This is a genomic window from Streptomyces sp. NPDC014764, from assembly GCF_043082785.1.
Classification (GTDB): domain Bacteria; phylum Actinomycetota; class Actinomycetes; order Streptomycetales; family Streptomycetaceae; genus Streptomyces; species Streptomyces althioticus.
The window spans coordinates 179,421-196,220 of record NZ_JBIBXY010000009.1; the positions used below are offsets into that span (position 1 = coordinate 179,421).

General features: G+C 69.8%; 15 protein-coding genes and 3 pseudogenes. 12 read left to right on the forward strand and 6 right to left on the reverse strand.

Annotated elements, in window-relative coordinates; all coding sequences use genetic code 11:
* Positions 1 to 21: 21 nt before the first annotated feature.
* The 6 genes from ACF1AG_RS22745 to ACF1AG_RS22770 all read left to right on the forward strand — a co-directional run bounded on the left by ACF1AG_RS22745 (position 22) and on the right by ACF1AG_RS22770 (position 4,664).
* Complete coding sequence (locus ACF1AG_RS22745; protein WP_391810311.1) at positions 22 to 798, forward strand: SDR family oxidoreductase; 777 nt, start codon at positions 22 to 24, stop codon at positions 796 to 798.
* 25 nt (positions 799 to 823) lie between these two features.
* Positions 824 to 1,672, forward strand: a complete 849-nt coding sequence (locus ACF1AG_RS22750; RefSeq protein WP_391810312.1) for a tryptophan 2,3-dioxygenase — start codon at positions 824 to 826, stop codon at positions 1,670 to 1,672.
* On the forward strand, positions 1,662 to 2,510 hold the full coding sequence (locus tag ACF1AG_RS22755; RefSeq protein WP_391810313.1) for an alpha/beta hydrolase family protein: 849 nt from the start codon (positions 1,662 to 1,664) through the stop codon (positions 2,508 to 2,510). The genes ACF1AG_RS22750 and ACF1AG_RS22755 overlap by 11 nt, the downstream gene beginning before the upstream one ends.
* Entirely contained in the window at positions 2,507 to 3,766 is a 1,260-nt protein-coding gene (locus ACF1AG_RS22760) for a kynureninase (RefSeq protein WP_391810314.1), read from the forward strand. The genes ACF1AG_RS22755 and ACF1AG_RS22760 overlap by 4 nt, the downstream gene beginning before the upstream one ends.
* Before the next feature lie 275 nt (positions 3,767 to 4,041).
* On the forward strand, positions 4,042 to 4,287 hold the full coding sequence (locus ACF1AG_RS22765; protein ID WP_387798018.1) for a hypothetical protein: 246 nt from the start codon (positions 4,042 to 4,044) through the stop codon (positions 4,285 to 4,287).
* Positions 4,287 to 4,664 carry a fic family toxin-antitoxin system, toxin component gene (locus ACF1AG_RS22770; RefSeq protein WP_391810315.1) on the forward strand — a complete coding sequence of 126 codons (378 nt, stop codon included), beginning with the start codon at positions 4,287 to 4,289 and terminating at the stop codon, positions 4,662 to 4,664. The genes ACF1AG_RS22765 and ACF1AG_RS22770 overlap by 1 nt, the downstream gene beginning before the upstream one ends.
* 40 nt (positions 4,665 to 4,704) lie before the next feature.
* Here the strand turns inward: ACF1AG_RS22770 and ACF1AG_RS22775 are convergent, their stop codons facing one another.
* From ACF1AG_RS22775 to ACF1AG_RS22785, 3 genes are all read right to left on the reverse strand, one after another.
* The gene (locus ACF1AG_RS22775; RefSeq protein WP_391810316.1) at positions 4,705 to 5,283 is read right to left on the reverse strand and encodes a hypothetical protein; all 579 of its coding nucleotides are present in this window, start codon (positions 5,281 to 5,283) and stop codon (positions 4,705 to 4,707) included.
* A gap of 10 nt (positions 5,284 to 5,293) precedes the next feature.
* On the reverse strand, positions 5,294 to 6,211 hold the full coding sequence (gene htpX / locus ACF1AG_RS22780; protein ID WP_359749973.1) for a zinc metalloprotease HtpX: 918 nt from the start codon (positions 6,209 to 6,211) through the stop codon (positions 5,294 to 5,296).
* 168 nt (positions 6,212 to 6,379) lie between these two features.
* Positions 6,380 to 6,901 carry a DUF664 domain-containing protein gene (locus tag ACF1AG_RS22785; RefSeq protein ID WP_387798022.1) on the reverse strand — a complete coding sequence of 174 codons (522 nt, stop codon included), beginning with the start codon at positions 6,899 to 6,901 and terminating at the stop codon, positions 6,380 to 6,382.
* Positions 6,902 to 7,237: 336 nt separating this feature from the next.
* Here ACF1AG_RS22785 and ACF1AG_RS22790 point away from each other — a divergent pair, with 336 nt between their 5' ends.
* A complete protein-coding gene (locus ACF1AG_RS22790; protein WP_391810317.1) occupies positions 7,238 to 7,453 on the forward strand; it encodes a hypothetical protein in 216 nt (71 codons plus the stop codon).
* A 109-nt stretch (positions 7,454 to 7,562) separates the two neighbouring features.
* Here the strand turns inward: ACF1AG_RS22790 and ACF1AG_RS22795 are convergent.
* Positions 7,563 to 8,073 (reverse strand): annotated as a pseudogene (locus ACF1AG_RS22795) (NAD(P)-dependent oxidoreductase); the annotation flags it as partial.
* 342 nt (positions 8,074 to 8,415) lie between these two features.
* Here ACF1AG_RS22795 and ACF1AG_RS22800 point away from each other — a divergent pair.
* The 3 genes from ACF1AG_RS22800 (at position 8,416) to ACF1AG_RS22810 (ending at position 13,291) form a co-directional block, all read left to right on the forward strand.
* Positions 8,416 to 9,663: an amidohydrolase gene (locus tag ACF1AG_RS22800; RefSeq protein ID WP_391810318.1), complete on the forward strand. Its 1,248-nt coding sequence runs from the start codon at positions 8,416 to 8,418 to the stop codon at positions 9,661 to 9,663.
* Between the two features lie 332 nt (positions 9,664 to 9,995).
* Positions 9,996 to 12,344: a glycoside hydrolase family 65 protein gene (locus tag ACF1AG_RS22805; RefSeq protein WP_391810319.1), complete on the forward strand. Its 2,349-nt coding sequence runs from the start codon at positions 9,996 to 9,998 to the stop codon at positions 12,342 to 12,344.
* Between the two features lie 209 nt (positions 12,345 to 12,553).
* The gene (locus tag ACF1AG_RS22810; protein WP_391810320.1) at positions 12,554 to 13,291 is read left to right on the forward strand and encodes an HAD family hydrolase; all 738 of its coding nucleotides are present in this window, start codon (positions 12,554 to 12,556) and stop codon (positions 13,289 to 13,291) included.
* A gap of 131 nt (positions 13,292 to 13,422) precedes the next feature.
* Here the strand turns inward: ACF1AG_RS22810 and ACF1AG_RS22815 are convergent.
* A pseudogene (locus ACF1AG_RS22815) lies at positions 13,423 to 13,559 on the reverse strand (IS3 family transposase); the annotation flags it as partial.
* Positions 13,560 to 13,666: 107 nt separating this feature from the next.
* Between ACF1AG_RS22815 and ACF1AG_RS22820 the strand changes: the two are divergent.
* Together ACF1AG_RS22820 and ACF1AG_RS22825 are read left to right on the forward strand one after the other, a co-directional pair.
* Entirely contained in the window at positions 13,667 to 14,332 is a 666-nt protein-coding gene (locus tag ACF1AG_RS22820) for a transposase (RefSeq protein WP_391810321.1), read from the forward strand.
* 459 nt (positions 14,333 to 14,791) lie between these two features.
* Positions 14,792 to 16,171, forward strand: a complete 1,380-nt coding sequence (locus ACF1AG_RS22825) for a protoporphyrinogen/coproporphyrinogen oxidase (RefSeq protein WP_387798034.1) — start codon at positions 14,792 to 14,794, stop codon at positions 16,169 to 16,171.
* Positions 16,172 to 16,287: 116 nt separating this feature from the next.
* On the opposite strand, the pseudogene ACF1AG_RS22830 reads toward ACF1AG_RS22825, so the two are convergent.
* Positions 16,288 to 16,707: pseudogene (locus tag ACF1AG_RS22830) on the reverse strand (LuxR C-terminal-related transcriptional regulator); the annotation flags it as partial.
* Positions 16,708 to 16,800 lie beyond the last annotated feature (93 nt).

Consider the following 16,800-nt stretch of genomic DNA (forward strand, 5'->3'; position numbering starts at 1 on the left):
CCTCAGCGAAGGAGCCCCACGATGACCGCCACCGACCGCCACGCGGGAAAGACCGCCCTGGTCACCGGAGGCAGCCGCGGCATCGGCCGAGCCATCAGCCACCGCCTCGCCCGCGAGGGCGCCCTCGTGGCGGTCCACTACGGCCACGACCTGACGGCCGCCGAGCGGACCGTCAAGGAGATCCAGGCCGACGGCGGCCGCGCCTTCCCCGTACACGCCGAACTCGGCGTCCCCGGCGACGCCGACACCCTGTGGGCCGCCTTCGACGAGGCCCTGGCGGACCAGGACACCCCGGCCCGCCTGGACATCCTCGTCAACAACGCGGGCATCACCGTCCCCCGCCCCATCGCCCAGGTGACCGAAGCCGAATACGACCGTGCCTTCGCCATCAACACAAAGGCGCCGTTCCTCATCATCCAGCGCGGACTGGACCGCCTCCGGGACGGCGGCAGGATCATCAACATCTCGTCCGTCGCGACCCGCATCGCCTTCCCGCCGATCGTCTCCTACACCATGACCAAGGCCGCCCTGGACTACCTCACCCTCTCCCTGGCCCAGGAACTCGGTCCCCGGGGCATCACCGTCAACGCCGTCGCACCCGGCTACACCGAGACGGAGATCAACCCCACCCTCGCCGTCCCGGAGATCCGCCGCCGCTACTCCGAAGCCTCCACGTTCGGCCGGCTCGGCGACCCGGCGGACATCGCGGACGTCGTCTCCTTCGTGGCGAGCGACGACGCCCGCTGGGTGACCGGCCAGTGGATCGACGCCTCCGGCGGCGCCCACCTCGGTGTGTGACCCGTCCGCACCTCTAGGAGAAGTGATGAACGACCGCACGACCACCCTCGACGGGCCGGCCACGGACGACCCCCTGACCCGCCCCTTCGAGGGCGCCAGCCCCTACGACACGTACGTGCACGCGACCGTCCTCAACACACTGCAGCACCCGCTCACCGAGGCCCCGGACGAGATGGGCTTCCTCGTCACCACCCAGGTGATGGAACTGTGGTTCACCCTCGTCGTGCACGAGTGGCGCACCGCCAAGGTCGCCCTCGCCAAGGACGACCTGCCCGCCGCCATGGACGCGCTGGTGCGCAGCCGCCGCGCGCTGACCGCCCTGGGCGGCGCCTGGACGCCCATCGCCGCCCTGACCCCCGCCCAGTTCAACGGCTTCCGCGCCGCGTTCGGCCGGGCGTCGGGCTTCCAGTCGGCGATGTACCGGCACATGGAGTTCCTCCTCGGTGACAAGTCCGCCGGACTGCTGCGCGCCCACCGCGGCGACCCGGCCGTCCACGAGGCGCTCGCCGAGACCTACCGCGAACCGTCCCTGTACGACGAGGTGCTGGCCTACCTTTACCGCCAGGGCCTGCCCGTCCCGCACCACGTCCGCGAACGGGACGTGACCAGCCCCTACGACGGTGATCCCGGCGTGGTGGAGACCTGGCGGCGCGTCTACGCCGGACCGCAGCACCACCCCCACCTCGCACTCGGCGAACTGCTCACCGACATCGCCGAACTCGTCACCCGCTGGCGCTTCGACCACGTCCTGGTCGTCCGTCGGGCCATGGGAGCCAGACCCGGCAGCGCCGGATCGGCCGGGCTCGCCTGGCTGGAACAGCGGGCGGCCCGGCCGGTCTTCCCCGAACTGTGGGAGGTGCGCTGTGACGTCTAGGACGATCTCCGCCTTCGCGGCCGAGGAGGAGCAGCGGGTCCTGAGCCTGAAGCCGGTCCTGGCACCGGTCCACGGCCGCTACGGGGATCACCCCCACCAGTCCTACGACGCCTGGCCGTCCGAGGACCCCGACGCCCCGCTGGTGATCCTGCTGCACGGCGGCTACTGGCGCTACGACCGGATGCACCTGACCCCCTTCGCGGCCTGGCTCTCCTCGCAGGGCTTCAGCGTGCTGCTCCCGGGCTTCCGCCGGTCCGGCGGCGCGGGCGGCTATCCCGAGACCTTCGACGACGTCGCCCGCATCGTGGACACGCTGCCCGAGGGGCGGCCCTACGTCCTGGCCGGCCACTGCTCCGGCGGGCACCTGGCCCTGTGGTGCGCCGCCCGCGGCCTGCTGCCGCCCGGCTCCCGCTGGCACACCCGCACCCTGCCGACGAGTGTGCTCGCCCTCGCGCCGATCACCGACCTCACCGCCACCCGCCGCGACCGCCTCAGCAACGACGCCGCCCTGCAACTCCTCGGCGGCGAGGAGCACTTCACCGAACGGCTGGCCGAGGTCGACCCCCTCACCCTGCTGGGCGGCGCCGGGACCACCGGTGTCCCCACCGTGCTGCTGCACGGCGCCGCCGACGAAGAGGTCCCGCTCACCCAGTTCAGCGACTACGCGGCCGTGCACCGGGACCTCAGGACGGTCGTCCTGCCCGGCACCGGCCACTACACCCTCATCGAACCCGGAGCTCCCGGCGCCCACGCGGTCGCCGGCACCCTCCGGGACATGGCGGCCGCCTCCACCCCGGCGGGGGCCGGCCGCTCGGGCGAGGAGGCCCCACACCGATGACCACCGCACTTTCGGACGCCACCGCCCTGCGCGCGCAGGCAGCGCGGCTCGACGCCGACGACCCCCTGGCCCCCGTCCGCGAACGCTTCCTGCTCCCACCGGACGTCGTCTACCTCGACGGCAACTCCCTGGGCCCGCTGCCCGCCGCCGTGCCGGCGGCCCTGGACGACGTCGTACGGCGCCAGTGGGGCACCGCACTCATCGGCTCCTGGAACGCGGCCGGCTGGTGGCAGGCGCCGCTGCGCGTGGGCGACGCCATCGGCACACTCATCGGGGCCGCGCCGGGGCAGACGGTCGCCGGCGACTCCACCAGCGTGCAGTTGTTCACCGCGCTCGACGCCGCCGCCGCACTCCGCCCGGACCGCCCGCTGCTGGTCACCGACCCCGGGCACTTCCCCACCGACCGCTACCTCGCCGACGCGGTCGCCCGCCGCCGCGGCCTCCAGGTACGGCACGTACCGCCGCCGGACCTCCCGCACTTCCTCGCCACCGAGGGCCCCCGGGTCGCCCTCGTCAGCTACTCGCCCGTCGACTTCCGCACCGGCGAGCTGTACGACATGCGGGCGCTGACCCGGGCCGCCCACGACGCCGGCGCCCTCGCGGTGTGGGATCTGTGCCACGCCGCCGGCGCCCTGCCCCTGGAGGTCGACGCCCTCGGCGTGGACCTGGCGGTCGGCTGCGGCTACAAGTTCCTCTCCGGCGGCCCGGGCGCCCCCGCCTTCCTCTACGTGGCACAGCGCCACCACGCCGCGCTGGAGACGCCGCTGCCCGGCTGGACCGGCCACGCCGACCCGTTCGCCCTGGCGCGGGACTACACACCCGCGCCAGGCATCGCCCGGGCCCGCATCGGAACCCCGCCCATCCTGTCCCTGCTCGCCCTCGAAGCGGCCCTCACCGCCTTCGACGGCGTCGACCTGCACCAGGTGCGTGCCAAGAGCCTGTCCCTCACGGGCTTCCTCCTGCGCTGCGCGGACGAACTCCTGGCGCCTCTCGGCTTCACCTCGGTCACCCCGTCCGACCCCGGCCGCCGCGGCAGTCAGGTCACCCTGCGCCACCCCCACGCCCACGGACTGGCCGTCGCCCTGGCCGGGCGCGGTGTCGTGGCCGACATGCGCGCGCCCGACCTGCTTCGCTTCGGCGTCAACGCCCTCTTCACCAGCCACGGGGATCTGCTCACCGCCGCTTCGCGACTGCGCGACCTCACCGTGGAGAGCGCGTACGACATGGCCCCTCCCAGCGCGGGACCGGTGACCTGAGCGGGCCGTGACGAGGCGGCTGCCGCGACGTCCAGGCTGGGCGGACGGGCGCAAGCTCCGCGTGGGCGAGTCGTCGTACGGACGCCGCACCGGTCGCACACCGTTCGCCCAACCTCGCCGGCACGCCCGCGCACGCCCCGCCCGTCGGAAATGGCGGCACCGTCCGAGTGCCCGGCCAGGCCGTACCGCCGTAGGGCACCGCGAGGCGCCCTCTCGCAGGCGGGGATCGGCCGCATGTCTCTCCGATGCGCGGTAACAGCTGTTACCATGCGGGCATGGCCAAAACACAACTGGGTGCACGGGTGGACGAGGACGTCGCGGAACTCGCGAAGAAGCGCGCCGCCGACCTGGGCCTGAGTATCGGGGACTATCTCGCCCGGCTGGTGCAGGACGACGCCAGCGGTCTGCGTGAACGCGCGGTGGACGCCGCCGCCCGCTTCCTTGCCGAGCACCAGACGATCTTCGACGACGCCGAAGATGCCCAGCAGCCGCGGAGCGCTCGGGGAACGCACGCCGCCTGATGAACCTGAACATCGACGTCCCCTGGATCCTGCAGGTCGCCGAGGCCGCCGGCGTGAACGATCCGGCCCCCGACGACTACGGCGTCCCCGTGTCGGCGGTCGCCCGCCACCGCGCCGTGCTGTTCGAACAACCCGTCTACGACGGCCCCTACGCCAAAGCCGCTGCACTGGTACACACCCTGGGCCGCTGCCGCTGGCTGGAACGCTCCAACATGGCCGTCGCCGCAGCCACCGGTGTCATGTACCTCGAGGCCGCCGGGATCACGGTCAAACCCACTCGGGAGAACGCCGTGGCCCTCAAGGACCTCCTCCTGGACCCGGCCTGCACCGCCGGGAAGATCGCCGCCCTGCTGCGGACCTGGCCCACCGCCACCTGAGAAGCCCGGTGACCCACCGCGCCCTGGTACGGGCTCACTCCTACAGCCCCGGTGCGCCCCACACCGGAAACCAGCGGCCCAGGTCACCCTCTACGGGCAGCTCCCCGGCGAGCACCGCCCGGATCCGCAGCTCCAGTGCGTTGTCCCGCCGCTGTCGGTCGCCGGGCAGCGGGGCGAAGGGGTAGAACGTGCCGCGTTTGTAGAGGTAGACAAGGGCGACACGGCGTCCGCCGCCGTCACGGAAGCCGGCCAGTGAGCAGAGGAGCTGCGGTCCAAAACCGCCGGCCTCCAGCTCCATGTTCACCGCGTGCACGTCGTTCACCAGGAGCGACAGCTCGTCGGGTGAACGACGGGAGACGAGCCAGGAGTATCCGTAGGAGTCGCGGCTCAGCTCGACCGGCGCTCGGCCGACGTCCGCGTCCAGGAGGGCGCGGACCTCGCGGTGCGTCTGCTCGAAGGCCGCGCCCTCGACCGTCGCGAAGCACACGGCACCGTGCCCGGTGGGCCGGAAACCGGTCGCGGCCTCCAGGCTCACCGCCGCTGAGGGCAGCGCGAAGAGCCGGTCCAGGTCCGGTCCCACGGCCCTTGCCCGGCCGAGCAGGATGTCGAGCAGCCTCATGGTCGGCCGCTCAGGGCTTTCCGGGCAGTGCCGCCTCACCCAGCTCCGCGGAGATACGGCCGAGCTGGTCGAGCCGTTGCTCCAAGCTGGGGTGGGTGGCGAACAGCCGTCCGAGGCCCGGATCGGCGCCGAAAGCGGGGGTGAAGTAGAACGCGTTGAAAGCCTGAGCCGTGCGCAGATCCTGTGTCGGTATCCGGGCGATGTCGCCGGTCACCTTCGTCAGCGCGGACGCCAGCTCAGAGGGCCGCCCGGTGAGCAGGGCGGCGGCCCGGTCCGCCGCCAGTTCCCGGTACCGGGACAAGGCCCGCACCAGCAGGAAGCTGAGCGCGTACACCGCCGCGGAGACGCCCATGACGATCGCGAGCAGCGCCACGGTGTTCTGGTCCCGCCGGCCGCCGCCGAAGAGCTGCGAGTAGAAGGCGAACCGCACGAGCAGTCCCGCGACCACGCCCAGGAAGGACGCGATCGTGACCACGGCGACATCCTTGTGCGCCACGTGTGACAGCTCGTGCGCGAGCACGCCCTCCAGCTCGGCGGGCTCCAGCCGCCGCAGCAGGCCGGTCGTCACGCAGATCACGGCCTTGTCCGGGGTCCGGCCCGTCGCGAACGCGTTCGGCATGTCCATCGACGACACGGCGACCACCGGTTTCGGCATGTCGGCCAGCGCCGACAGCCGGTCGACCACGCCGTGCAGCTCCGGGTAGTCGTCCCGGTCGACGACCCGGCCGCGCATCGCGAACAGCGCGATCCGGTCGGAGAACCAGTACTGTGCCCCGAACAGCAGAGCCACGATCACCACGACCAGCGCCCAGGACTTCAGCAGCACGATCAGTGCCGCGACGAACCCCACGTACAGCAGACCGAGCAGGAACAGCGTGACACCCATCCGCACGGTCAGCCCCCGGTCGTCCCGGAAACGGCTGCGCATCTGCACCACCTCGCAGTCGGGCATGCCCGCTGTCCAGTGTGCACCCGCTCTGTCCGGACTTCTCGTCGCCCGCTGGATCACCGAGCACCGACGCGACACCCGCTGAGAGGCGCAGCGCTCCGAGGGCTTCGAAGCGTAGTCCTGGCCGTCGACGAGACCCGCTGATGCTCAGGTGAGGACCAGCCAGCGGCGGCCGTCGATCAGCTCTCGAGCCGCGTCGAGGTGGCCTGCATGGCACGCAGTCTCGGTGATGACGTGCAGCAGGACGTCGCGCACGGTGTGCAGGTGCGGTTCACCGAACAGATCGTGGGGCCACCAGGCCAATGCGGTGTCGGCAGGGGCAGCGGCGACGACGGCATCGGCGAGTTCCGCCTCCCGGCGATAGAGGTCGAGTACTTCGCTGACCGGTACGTCCGGGGCCACCTCCCACGCTTCGTCGCCGCTCGTCAGACCATGAATGACCTCCTCGTCCCCGGCCACGACTGCGCGGAACCAGAACCGCTCCACGTCGAGCGCCAGGTGTTGGACCAGCCCCAGGCAGTGCCATCCGGAGGGCAGCACGGGCCGTCGAAGATCCTTGGCGTCGAGTCCGTCAAGGATGCCGAGAACGTGGCGTCGCTGTCCGGTGAGAACCCGAAGAAGCGCCCTTAGCTCACTGTCTGAAACGGTATCGCTCAAGCTTTCGGTCACGCTCACCAGGATCCCCGAATCCCTTCGGCTGCGCGGGGAGTTCTCCAATATGAGGGATACGTACCGGACCGAAGACGACCGGCGGGACCGTGAGGTACACAACCACTGGAGCCACCTTGCTCGCCGAGGGGTATGTCGCCAGGAAGCCGAGCGGTGCACGGTGAGGGAACTCCCCGGGCCCGACGAGGCGGCCCGGGGAGGTGGTCAGGGAGACGCCGGCGAGCACTCGACGTCCGCCCGAGGCCGCGCCCGAGGTCGCGGGCGATCAGAGCAGGTCGAGCACGGCTGTCCGTCCGAGGTGGTCGGTGCCCGGCCCGCCGAGCGCGGAGTCTCGGGGTGAACAGAGTCTCGCGCTGCCGCCCCTGTGTCCCGCTGACCCACCCTGGCAGCATCGCCGAGCTCAACGGCGGCCTCCGCAGCCTCGACCGCAGCTCCAGGATCGTGCTCGTCGGCGACTACTTCTCCTTCGGCAGCACCAACGCCGCCCTCACCTCAGGACAGATCGCGGCTTCACGACTCACCGTCACACTGGAGGCACAGGAGCCGAACTGACCCGGCTGACGGGACGGACGTGCTGGTGCGTCGGGCGCCGGGCGTCCTTTCGGGTGAGCACCTCGGGGCCGCTCACCGAGTCCGCCCGCGCGGGCGGACTCGGTGACCGTCACGACGCGGTCCCGGCCACGGTGGCCGTGCCACCGGCCCGCCGTGCGCTCCTCGGCCCCGCGTCGGGTCGGCGCGGTCGGCGGACGCCGGCGGTGATGCGGGCCCAGTTGCCACTGCCGTGTCCGTTCTCGATCGCGCGCCGATGGTGGGCCTGCACGGCCAGGGGAAGCGCGAGACTCAGGCCGCGCGACGTGCTGGTCTCGACGATGTGGTCGGACGTCGCTCCCATCATGGTGACCGTGCTGAGATCGTCGGGATGCTCCCCGGCGTCGCGGTGGCGCGCATCAGCCCGGACAGGCTGGTGAGGAACACCGTGTGCCGGGCCTGGTACATCATCCGGTCGAGGCCCCGGCCCTCGCCCAGATGCTTCGGCGTTCCCAGCAGCGCCAACGTCGCCAGGTGGCGCTGCCGGCATCTCTTCGGGGTCGCTGTAGCAGGCGTAGGCCGCCTCCGTGCCGACCATCGGTGCGAGGACCATGAAGACCTCCAGGGAGGAAGCCGGCGCCGTGGCGGCGCGACGTATGCCCGCGCCGTCATCCGCCGCGTGGGCAGCCGCCCGGGACGGCGAGCCCGCAGCAACGGGTCACGACTGTCGCTCGCGGCCTCCAGCCGCACGGCGTCGTCCCGGAGGCGCGACACGGGCGGCTCCTCAAGCGGACGCATGCGTACGACCACCACACCCGACGGGCACCCCCCGCACCGCACGGGCAGGTGGACCGGACATTCCGCTTCCCGACGACCCGCACGGACGGCAAACCACTCAACAACCCCTGATATGCATAAACAGCACATTCATGGACACCATGGAACGAAGTGATTGACGCCCACAGCCATAGGACGGAAACCCCGCCATGCTCGCAGCGGACAGGGCAGCAGACATGGCCGCGGTCTACCGTGACCTGCACGCGCATCCCGAACTCGCCTTCCAGGAAAAACGCACCGCGACGATCGTCGCCGACCGGCTACGCACCCTCGGCTACGCGACCACCACCGGAGTCGGCCGGATCGGCGTGGTCGGCGTTCTGCGTAACGGCGAAGGCCCCACCGCACTGCTCCGTGCCGACATGGACGCCCTGCCGGTACAGGAACAGACCGCACTGGCCTACGCGAGCACCTCCACCGGCACGGACAGCGACGGCAGCACCGTCCCGGTGATGCATGCATGCGGCCACGACATGCACGTCGCCTGTCTCCTGGGTGCGGCCGCCGAACTGGCGGCGGACAGGTCCTCCTGGCAGGGCACCGCGCTCCTGGTCTTCCAGCCGGCCGAGGAGACCGCCGCCGGCGCCCGGGCCATGGTCGACGACGGCCTCTACGACCGGTTCGGCCGGCCCGACGTCGTCCTGGGCCAGCACGTCGCCCCGCTACCGGCAGGACTCCTCGGGCTACGCCCCGGCCCGGCGTTCGCCGCCTCGGACTCCCTGACCGTCGTGCTCCACGGACAGGGGGGCCACGGCTCACGCCCCGAAGCGGCCGTCGACCCGGTCGTCATGGCCGCCGCGACCGTGATGCGCCTCCAGAGCATCGTCTCCCGCGAGATTGCCGCCTCTTCCACCGCCGTCGTCACCGTCGGCGCTCTGCACGCAGGCACCCGCGGCAACATCATCGCCGACCGAGCCGAACTCCGGCTCAACATCCGCACCTTCGACCCACACGTACGCACAGGGATCCTGACCGCGCTCGAACGCATCGTGCGAGCCGAAGCCACGGCCTCCGGAGCACCGCGAGAACCCGACATCGAGTCCACCGAGTCCTTCCCCGCCGTGATCAACGATGCGCAGGCATGCGCGCGCATCCAGCAAGCCTTCGCCACCGGTCTCGGCCCGGACCTGGTGATCGACCCCGGACCAGGCGCCGGGAGCGAAGACGTCGGCATCCTCGCCACCGCAGCGGACGCTCCATGCGTGTACTGGCTCCTGGGCGGAGCCGACCCGCAGTTGTTCACAGACACCCAAAGCACGGAGGACGTCATGCGCGTCGTCTCCGGCCTCCCCTCCAACCACTCTCCGCACTACGCCCCCGTCGTCGAGCCCACCCTGACCACGGGCATCGCCGCCCTCGTCTGCGCCGCGCGTGCCTGGCTCCCGCGCATCCGCTAGGAGATCCGCGACGACATGCACCAAGCCCTCGTCCCCCTCGGCCGTCGCCATCGTCCGCTGACGACGGCCGAAGACCTCAGTCTGACCCCAGGTCTCAGGGATGGGTGTCGTTGTCGCTGCTGACGTCGGGTACGCCGGCGGACACCAGGCGTTCGCCGCCACCCGGACCTGGGGGAGCACACCAAGAGGTACAGGGTGAATGCGGCTTCGACACTGCAGGAATGGTCCCACGATCCCGCTCAGAAACGGGTCATGATCGAGCGACCTACCCGGTACCGCATCGGGGGGCCCGAAAGAAACCTGCCAGGCGGGCCGACTCAGGAGGATCGAAGATGATCAACCATTCCGCCTTCGTGGTCGAGCCCTGGCGACTGCGCGAGGCCAGTCTCCACTGGGACGTCCTGGCACAGAGCGAATCGCTGTTCGCCCTGTCCAACGGACACATCGGATGGCGTGGCAACCTCGAAGAAGGCGAGCCGAGCGGCCTGCCGGGCTGCTACCTCAACGGCTTCCACGAATTGCGTCCACTGCCGTACGCCGAGGCCGGCTACGGGTACCCGGAGTCCGGTCAGACGGTCATCAACGTCACCGACGGCAAGATCATCCGTCTCATGGTCGATGACGAGCCGCTGGACCTGCGGTACGGGCAGCTGCGCCGCCACGAGCGGGTGCTCGATCTGCGCAGCGGTCTTCTGCACCGCATGTGCGAGTGGACCTCGTCGGCAGGCAAGAGCGTCCGTGTCCGGTCCACCCGTCTCGTCTCCTTCACCCAACGGGCCATCGGCGCGATCTCCTACGAGGTGGAACCGCTCGACGACAAGGTCCAGCTCGTCATCCAGTCCGAGCTTGTCGCGAACGAACCCATGCCGCACCCCAGCGACGATCCCCGGGTCGCCGCCGCTCTCGAGTCCCCGCTGCAGCCCGAGGAGAATTACGCCCACGACACGCAGCTGCGTCTGGTGCACCGCACCGCCCTCAGCGGCCTGCGGATCGCGGCTGCCGCCGACCACGTCGTACAGGGCCCGGCGTCCACTCGCACCTCCAGCACCAGCACGGACGATGTCGCCCGCCTCACCGTCATCACCGAACTCGAGCCCGGACAGACTCTCCGGCTGGAGAAGCTGGTCTCCTACGGCTGGTCGGAAAAGCGCTCCCTGCCTGCTCTACGCGATCAGGTGGAGGCCGCACAAGCCGGAGCGCGCACCCTCGGCTGGCAGGGACTGGTCGACCAGCAACGCCAATTCCTGGACGACTTCTGGAAGCACGCGGATGTCGAGGTCGACGGTGATGCTGAGATCCAGCAGGCAGTCCGTTTCGCGCTCTTCCACGTGCTCCAAGCCGCAGTCCGGGCCGAGCGTCATGGCGTCCCGGCCAAGGGCCTGACCGGCTCCGGTTACGACGGTCATGCTTTCTGGGACACCGAGATCTTCGTCCTCCCACTGCTGACCTTCATCTATCCGCACTGCGTTGCCGAGGCACTGCGCTGGCGCCAGCTCACCCTGCCTGCCGCGCGCGCCCGTGCGGACCAGCTGGGCCGCAAGGGGGCCGCCTTCCCCTGGCGGACCATCAACGGCGCGGAGTGTTCCGGCTACTGGCCGGCGGGAGCAGCCGCCTTCCACATCAACGCGGACATCGCTGACGCCGTCGTGCGCTACGTCTCGATTACCGGTGACGAGGAGTTCGAGCGTACGACCGGTGTCGAACTGCTGACGGAGACCGCCCGGATGATGCATTCCCTGGGCCACTACGACCAGCACGGCCGCTTCCACATCGACGGTGTCACCGGCCCCGATGAGTACAGCGCGCTCGCCAACGACAGCACCTACACGAACCTGATGGCTCAGGCGAACCTGCGCGCTGCCGCCGACACTGCCGAACGCCACCCACAACAGGCGGCAGCGCTCGGCGTGGACGACGAGGAGATTCGGGTATGGCGCGATGCCGCCGAAGCGATGGTCCTGCCCTACAACGACTTGCTGGGAGTCCACGAACAGTCCCGAGACTTCACCAGTCGACAGGTGTGGGACTTCGGGTCCACCGGCCCCGACGACTACCCGTTGATGATGCACTTCCCGTACTTCGACCTCTACCGTAAGCAGGTGATCAAACAAGCGGACCTGGTACTGGCGATGTACATGTTCACCGAGGTGTTTGACGCGGAACAAAAAGTACGCAACTTCGCCTACTACGAACCGCTGACCGTCCGGGACTCCTCTCTGTCCGCCTGTATCCAGGCCACCCTGGCAGCCGAGGTCGGACACCTACGACTCGCCTACGACTACCTGGGCGAGGCGGCACTGATGGATCTGGCGGACGTGGAGAAAAACACCAGGGACGGCCTGCACATCGCCTCCCTCGCCGGCAGTTGGATCGCCCTGGTCTGCGGCTTCGGAGGCATGCGCTACCACCGCACGGGAACTTTGCGTTTCGACCCCAGACTGCCCGACAGAATCAGCCGACTGGCCTTCTCGGTACAGGTGCGGCAGCGATGCCTGAGGGTCGAGATCACCGGCACCCATGCCTCATACACCTTGACGGAAGGCCAGTCCCTCCAGATCCAACACTGCGGACAGACCGTGACCGTAACCCGCGACAGCGTGGAAACTCGCCCCCTCGAGGCGCCCAACGTCCTGCCGGAACCCGCCCAGCCACCGGGCCGACGCCCGGTGCGCCCTCGCTGAGAGACGCGCGGCGAGGTGGCGTACCCACGGCCCCGCGGCAGCCTGTTCGGACTCCTCGGACTCCTCGGGCTCCCTGAGGAACCCGTCGCACGGCCGGCTCCGCAGCCGCACACCAGTGTGCCGCCACGCTGTGTCCGTCTGGGGGTTCGAGCAGCGAAACGTGACACCCACGACCCTCCGCGGGACCTCCTTCGGGAAAGGTGGCTTCCATGACAGAACTCGGCCTTCCGGACGGTATCCGGGCATGCCTTTTCGATCTCGACGGGGTCATCACGGAGACCGCCGTCGTCCACGCGGACGCGTGGAGGCAGACGTTCAACGACTTCTTGCGCCGACGGGACGGGGACTCCTACCGGCCTTTCGACGAAACCGACTACGACGAGTACGTCGACGGGCGCCCTCGCGCCGACGGCGTGCGTACCTTCCTCGAGTCCCGTGACATCCACCTGCCCGAGGGCGATCCCAGCGACCCGCCCGACAGGCTGACCGTCAACGGACTCGGCAACCGCAAGAACGAACTGCTCCTGGAGCTGATCCGCACGCGTGGTGTCGAGGCCTACGACGGCACGATCCGCTTCATCGAGGCGGTGCGCGCCGCAGGCCTGCATACGGCCGTCGTCTCCTCCAGCGCGAACTGCCGCGAAGTCCTGAGATCGATCGACGCGGAAGATCTCTTCGACGCCCGCATCGACGGAATCGTCGCCGCCGAACGGCATCTGCCGGGCAAGCCGAACCCTGACACCTTCCTTGCCGCGGCCCGTGACCTCGGCGTCGAACCGAAAGCCGCCGCCGTCTTCGAGGACGCACTGGCGGGTATGGATGCCGGGCGCTCGGGACACTTCGGGTACGTCGTCGGGGTGGACCGTGTCGGCCAGGCGGACGCACTGCGCGCCCACGGCGCCGACGTGGTCGTGCGGGACCTGGCAGACCTGGGGGAGCGCTCGTGATCACGCACACGTCCGATGCCCGGCCAGCCGGTCAGGGTGCGGGCAACAGCGGGATGACGTCAAGAGTTCGCAGCGCACCGCAGGGGCTGTGGGCCTGGCCTGGGAAGTGACCCGGTGTACGTCTCGCCCCACAGCAGTGCGAAGAAGCTCCCCATGGCCGCGTTGTCGCCGGCGACACCGACCCGGCCCGTAGAACCTGGCCGCCACGGGCCACCGTGGATTCAAGAGCTCCCACCGTAAGGCTGGAGTGCATCCGGGCGTCGATGGAGCAACGGGGCGACGAGCCGAGGAAACTCTGCGGCCGCCCCCACCGCCGGCTCAGCCACGGCGAAGCCATCTCCCCGCCCGGCACATTTCTCATGGCGCACCTGATGGATGCCCTCAGGTGATCGAGTCCGGCAGGCTGGTGGAGCGCATCACCGAGTTGGAGCGTATGCAGGTCGAGCCGGCACCGGCCGATCTGTCGCAGGCCCTGTTGCGGGAGCCCTCACGGAAGATAGGCAGCCCGGGCGCGCCGTCGGTGACCTGCAGTCGGACGCCGGCCGACGGCTGCCACGCTGGCTGCGCAAGGGCGGTCCGCCGCACCAGGACTCCGCCTCGGACAAGTGGCCGGCCCCCGATCCGGCCGATGCCCCGTCCGGACGGGAGCCCGCGTCCGGGCCCGGGCATGACGTGCTGGCGGCGCCTGGCGGCCGGGCTCCCACGTGTGGGCGGCCCGGCCGGGCCCAAAAGCGACCCCAGCTTCTGCCCCTGCTGGACAAGGTCCCACCCGTAGCCGGCATGGTCGGGCGGCCACGCAGACGGCCGGACATGCTGTTCACCGACCGCGGCTACGACCACGACAAGTACCAGCGACTGCTGTGGAAACGCGGCATCCGGCCCGTGATCGCCGAACGTGGTCAGCCGCACGGCTCTGGCCTGGGCATCTTCCGCTGGGTCGTCGAACGCACCATCTCCTGGTTCCACGGCTTCCGCAGGCTTCGTGTCCGCTGGGAGAGACGCGACGACATTCACGAGGCCTTCCTCGGCCTCTGGGCGTGATTGCGGAGAACGACATGTTGGGGGACGTCGCTCGGCAGACGGGGCTCTGGGATCTCACCGACTCTACGCGGCTGGGTGCGCTGTCCGGGGACGCGGCTCGACCGGGCCACCTTGATACGAGCCAGGCATCGACATGCGGATTTTCCGACCCGCGCATTCATGACACGGCCTGGAGTCGACGGTGTGGTCCGCGCGGACCGCGGGGCTCGGCGGTGTGGCCCGAACGCGCGCAGCACGACTCCAGGGGGCCGGTGGAACCGAGTGCGTGTGCTCAACGACTTGATCGGGGTGGGTGATTACCGGCTCCGCTGCCGGGCATTGGGAGAAGAAGATACCAGTGTGCCTCCACGAACCCGGGCCCGCAGCGGACCGTGGTGGCGCTGGTCGGCAGACATGCCCGCTTCGGACCCGTCCAGGCCGGCGCGCGGCCGGTTCTCCCTCGTGTGAAAGGGATCTCCCATGGGAAGCATTCCGCACTCCGCTTCCTTTCCGGCCTCCGGACCGGGGGCTCAGCGGAAGGTCGTCGTGGTGGGTGCCGGCATCGCGGGCCTTTCCGCGGCCTACCGGCTGCAGGAGGCGGGCTGTGAAGTGGTCGTCCTGGAGAAGACACACCATGTGGGCGGCCGCATGCGGACGGAGGAGAAGGAGGGCTATCGGATCGACGTGGGGGCCGCGATGCTTCCCGACACGTACCGCGAGATGCGCGGGCTCATCCATGACATCGGCATGACCAACCAGATCGTCCCTTCTGGGGATGTGTACGGCTTGTTGCGGAAAGGTCGAGTTCATCGCATCGGGCGGAACGTGGGCAGGGACCTGTTGCGGACGGGCCTCCTGTCGATCTGTGGGAAACTCCGACTTCTCCGGCTCGTCGCCGACGCCGGGAGGGTGGGCGGCCGATTGAACTTCCGTGATCTGTCGGAGGCGTACGAAGCGGACGAAGCCTGCACCGCCTACAGCTCCCGGCGCTTGAGCCGGGAGATTTTCGACTATGTCATCGAGCCGCTGTGCACCAACTACTTCTTCTCCGCCCCGGAAGAACTGTCCATGGCGCACATATTTCCGGCTGTTCGGGAGACTATCGGGACCGGCTACTTCAGTTCTCCGGCAGGCGTGGGATTCCTTCCGCGTGGCCTCGCCGAGCGTCTGGACATCCGCTTCGGTACTCCCGTGACATTGCTGGAGGAGCACCGCGACGGCGTCACGGTCACCGTCGAGGGCCCTGACGGCCGTCAGCGACGAGAGACCGCCCCGGCCTGCGTCCTGGCGGTTACCGGAGCGTCGGTCCCCGAAGTCTGGCCCGGCGTACCCGCCGGGATGCGCACCTATCTGTCCCGGCTGCGGTACGCCACGTGCGTGCACGTGTCGTTCGGTATTTCGAGCCGGCCGGCTGAACCTGCCATGTGGATCCTGGTCCCGCGACGGGAGTTTCCCGGAGGAATGGGTGTGTGCCTTGATCACAACCGGGCTCCGGGAAGGGCTCCCGAAGGAAAAGGCATGATCAGCGTCTACTGGGCGACGGAGCGCAGCGAGGAGATGTACGACCTGGACGATGAGGAGATCGTCGAGGCAGCCTTGCGCGACCTCGAGCGGGTCTCTCTGTTCCCCGGGGTGAGGAACCAGGTCGAGATGACGCATGTGTCGCGCTGCCGGCCGTGCGTCCCTCTTCTCCATGCGGGCAGCATCGCCGAACTCAGGAACGGTCTGGCCGGTCTTCCCAGCACCTCGAGAGTCGCCCTGGCCGGCGACTTTTTCGCGATCGGTTCGACGAACGCCGCGCTGACTTCCGGCGAGGCGGCCGCTTCGCGGGTGCTCGCCCTCCTGGACCACACCAGGTGAGGTGACCCGCCTCCGTGCGAGGACGGGGAGCAGACGCATTCGACGACCGGCGGGTCGGCAGCGGCCGTGCCCACGTCGCCTCGGCGGACGAGCTTCGGCAACTGAGGTGTGGGTGTTCACCGAGGTGGCCTTACCGGGCCGATCTCATAGGCGGTGATGACAAGTTGGACCTGGTCGCGGGCTTCGAGTTTGGTGAGTAGCCGCGCAACGTGTGCCTTTGCGGTAGCCACGCTGATGTAGAGCTGGGCAGCAATCTCGCTGTTGGACATGCCGCGTCCGAAGAGGGTCAGTACTTCGCGTTCCCGCTCGGTGATGTTTCCGACCGGTCGTGGGTGCGGGGCTGGTTCAGGGCGGGCGGCGAAATCTGCGATCAGGCGGCGTGTGACGCTCGGGGCGATCAGGGCGTCTCCGGCGGCGACCACGCGGATCGCCCCGAGGATGTCGTCCAGTGCCATGTCCTTGACGAGGAAACCGCTCGCACCCGCTCGGAGCGCGCCGTTGATGTACTCGTCGTCGTCGAACGTGGTGAGGATAAGACCGTGTCCTACGTGGTGAGGCGGATGAGCCGCTTGTAGCAGCACAGGGCGGCGGCGAGGCCGAGAAAGGCCAGGTAGTTGCGGGGATCGCGC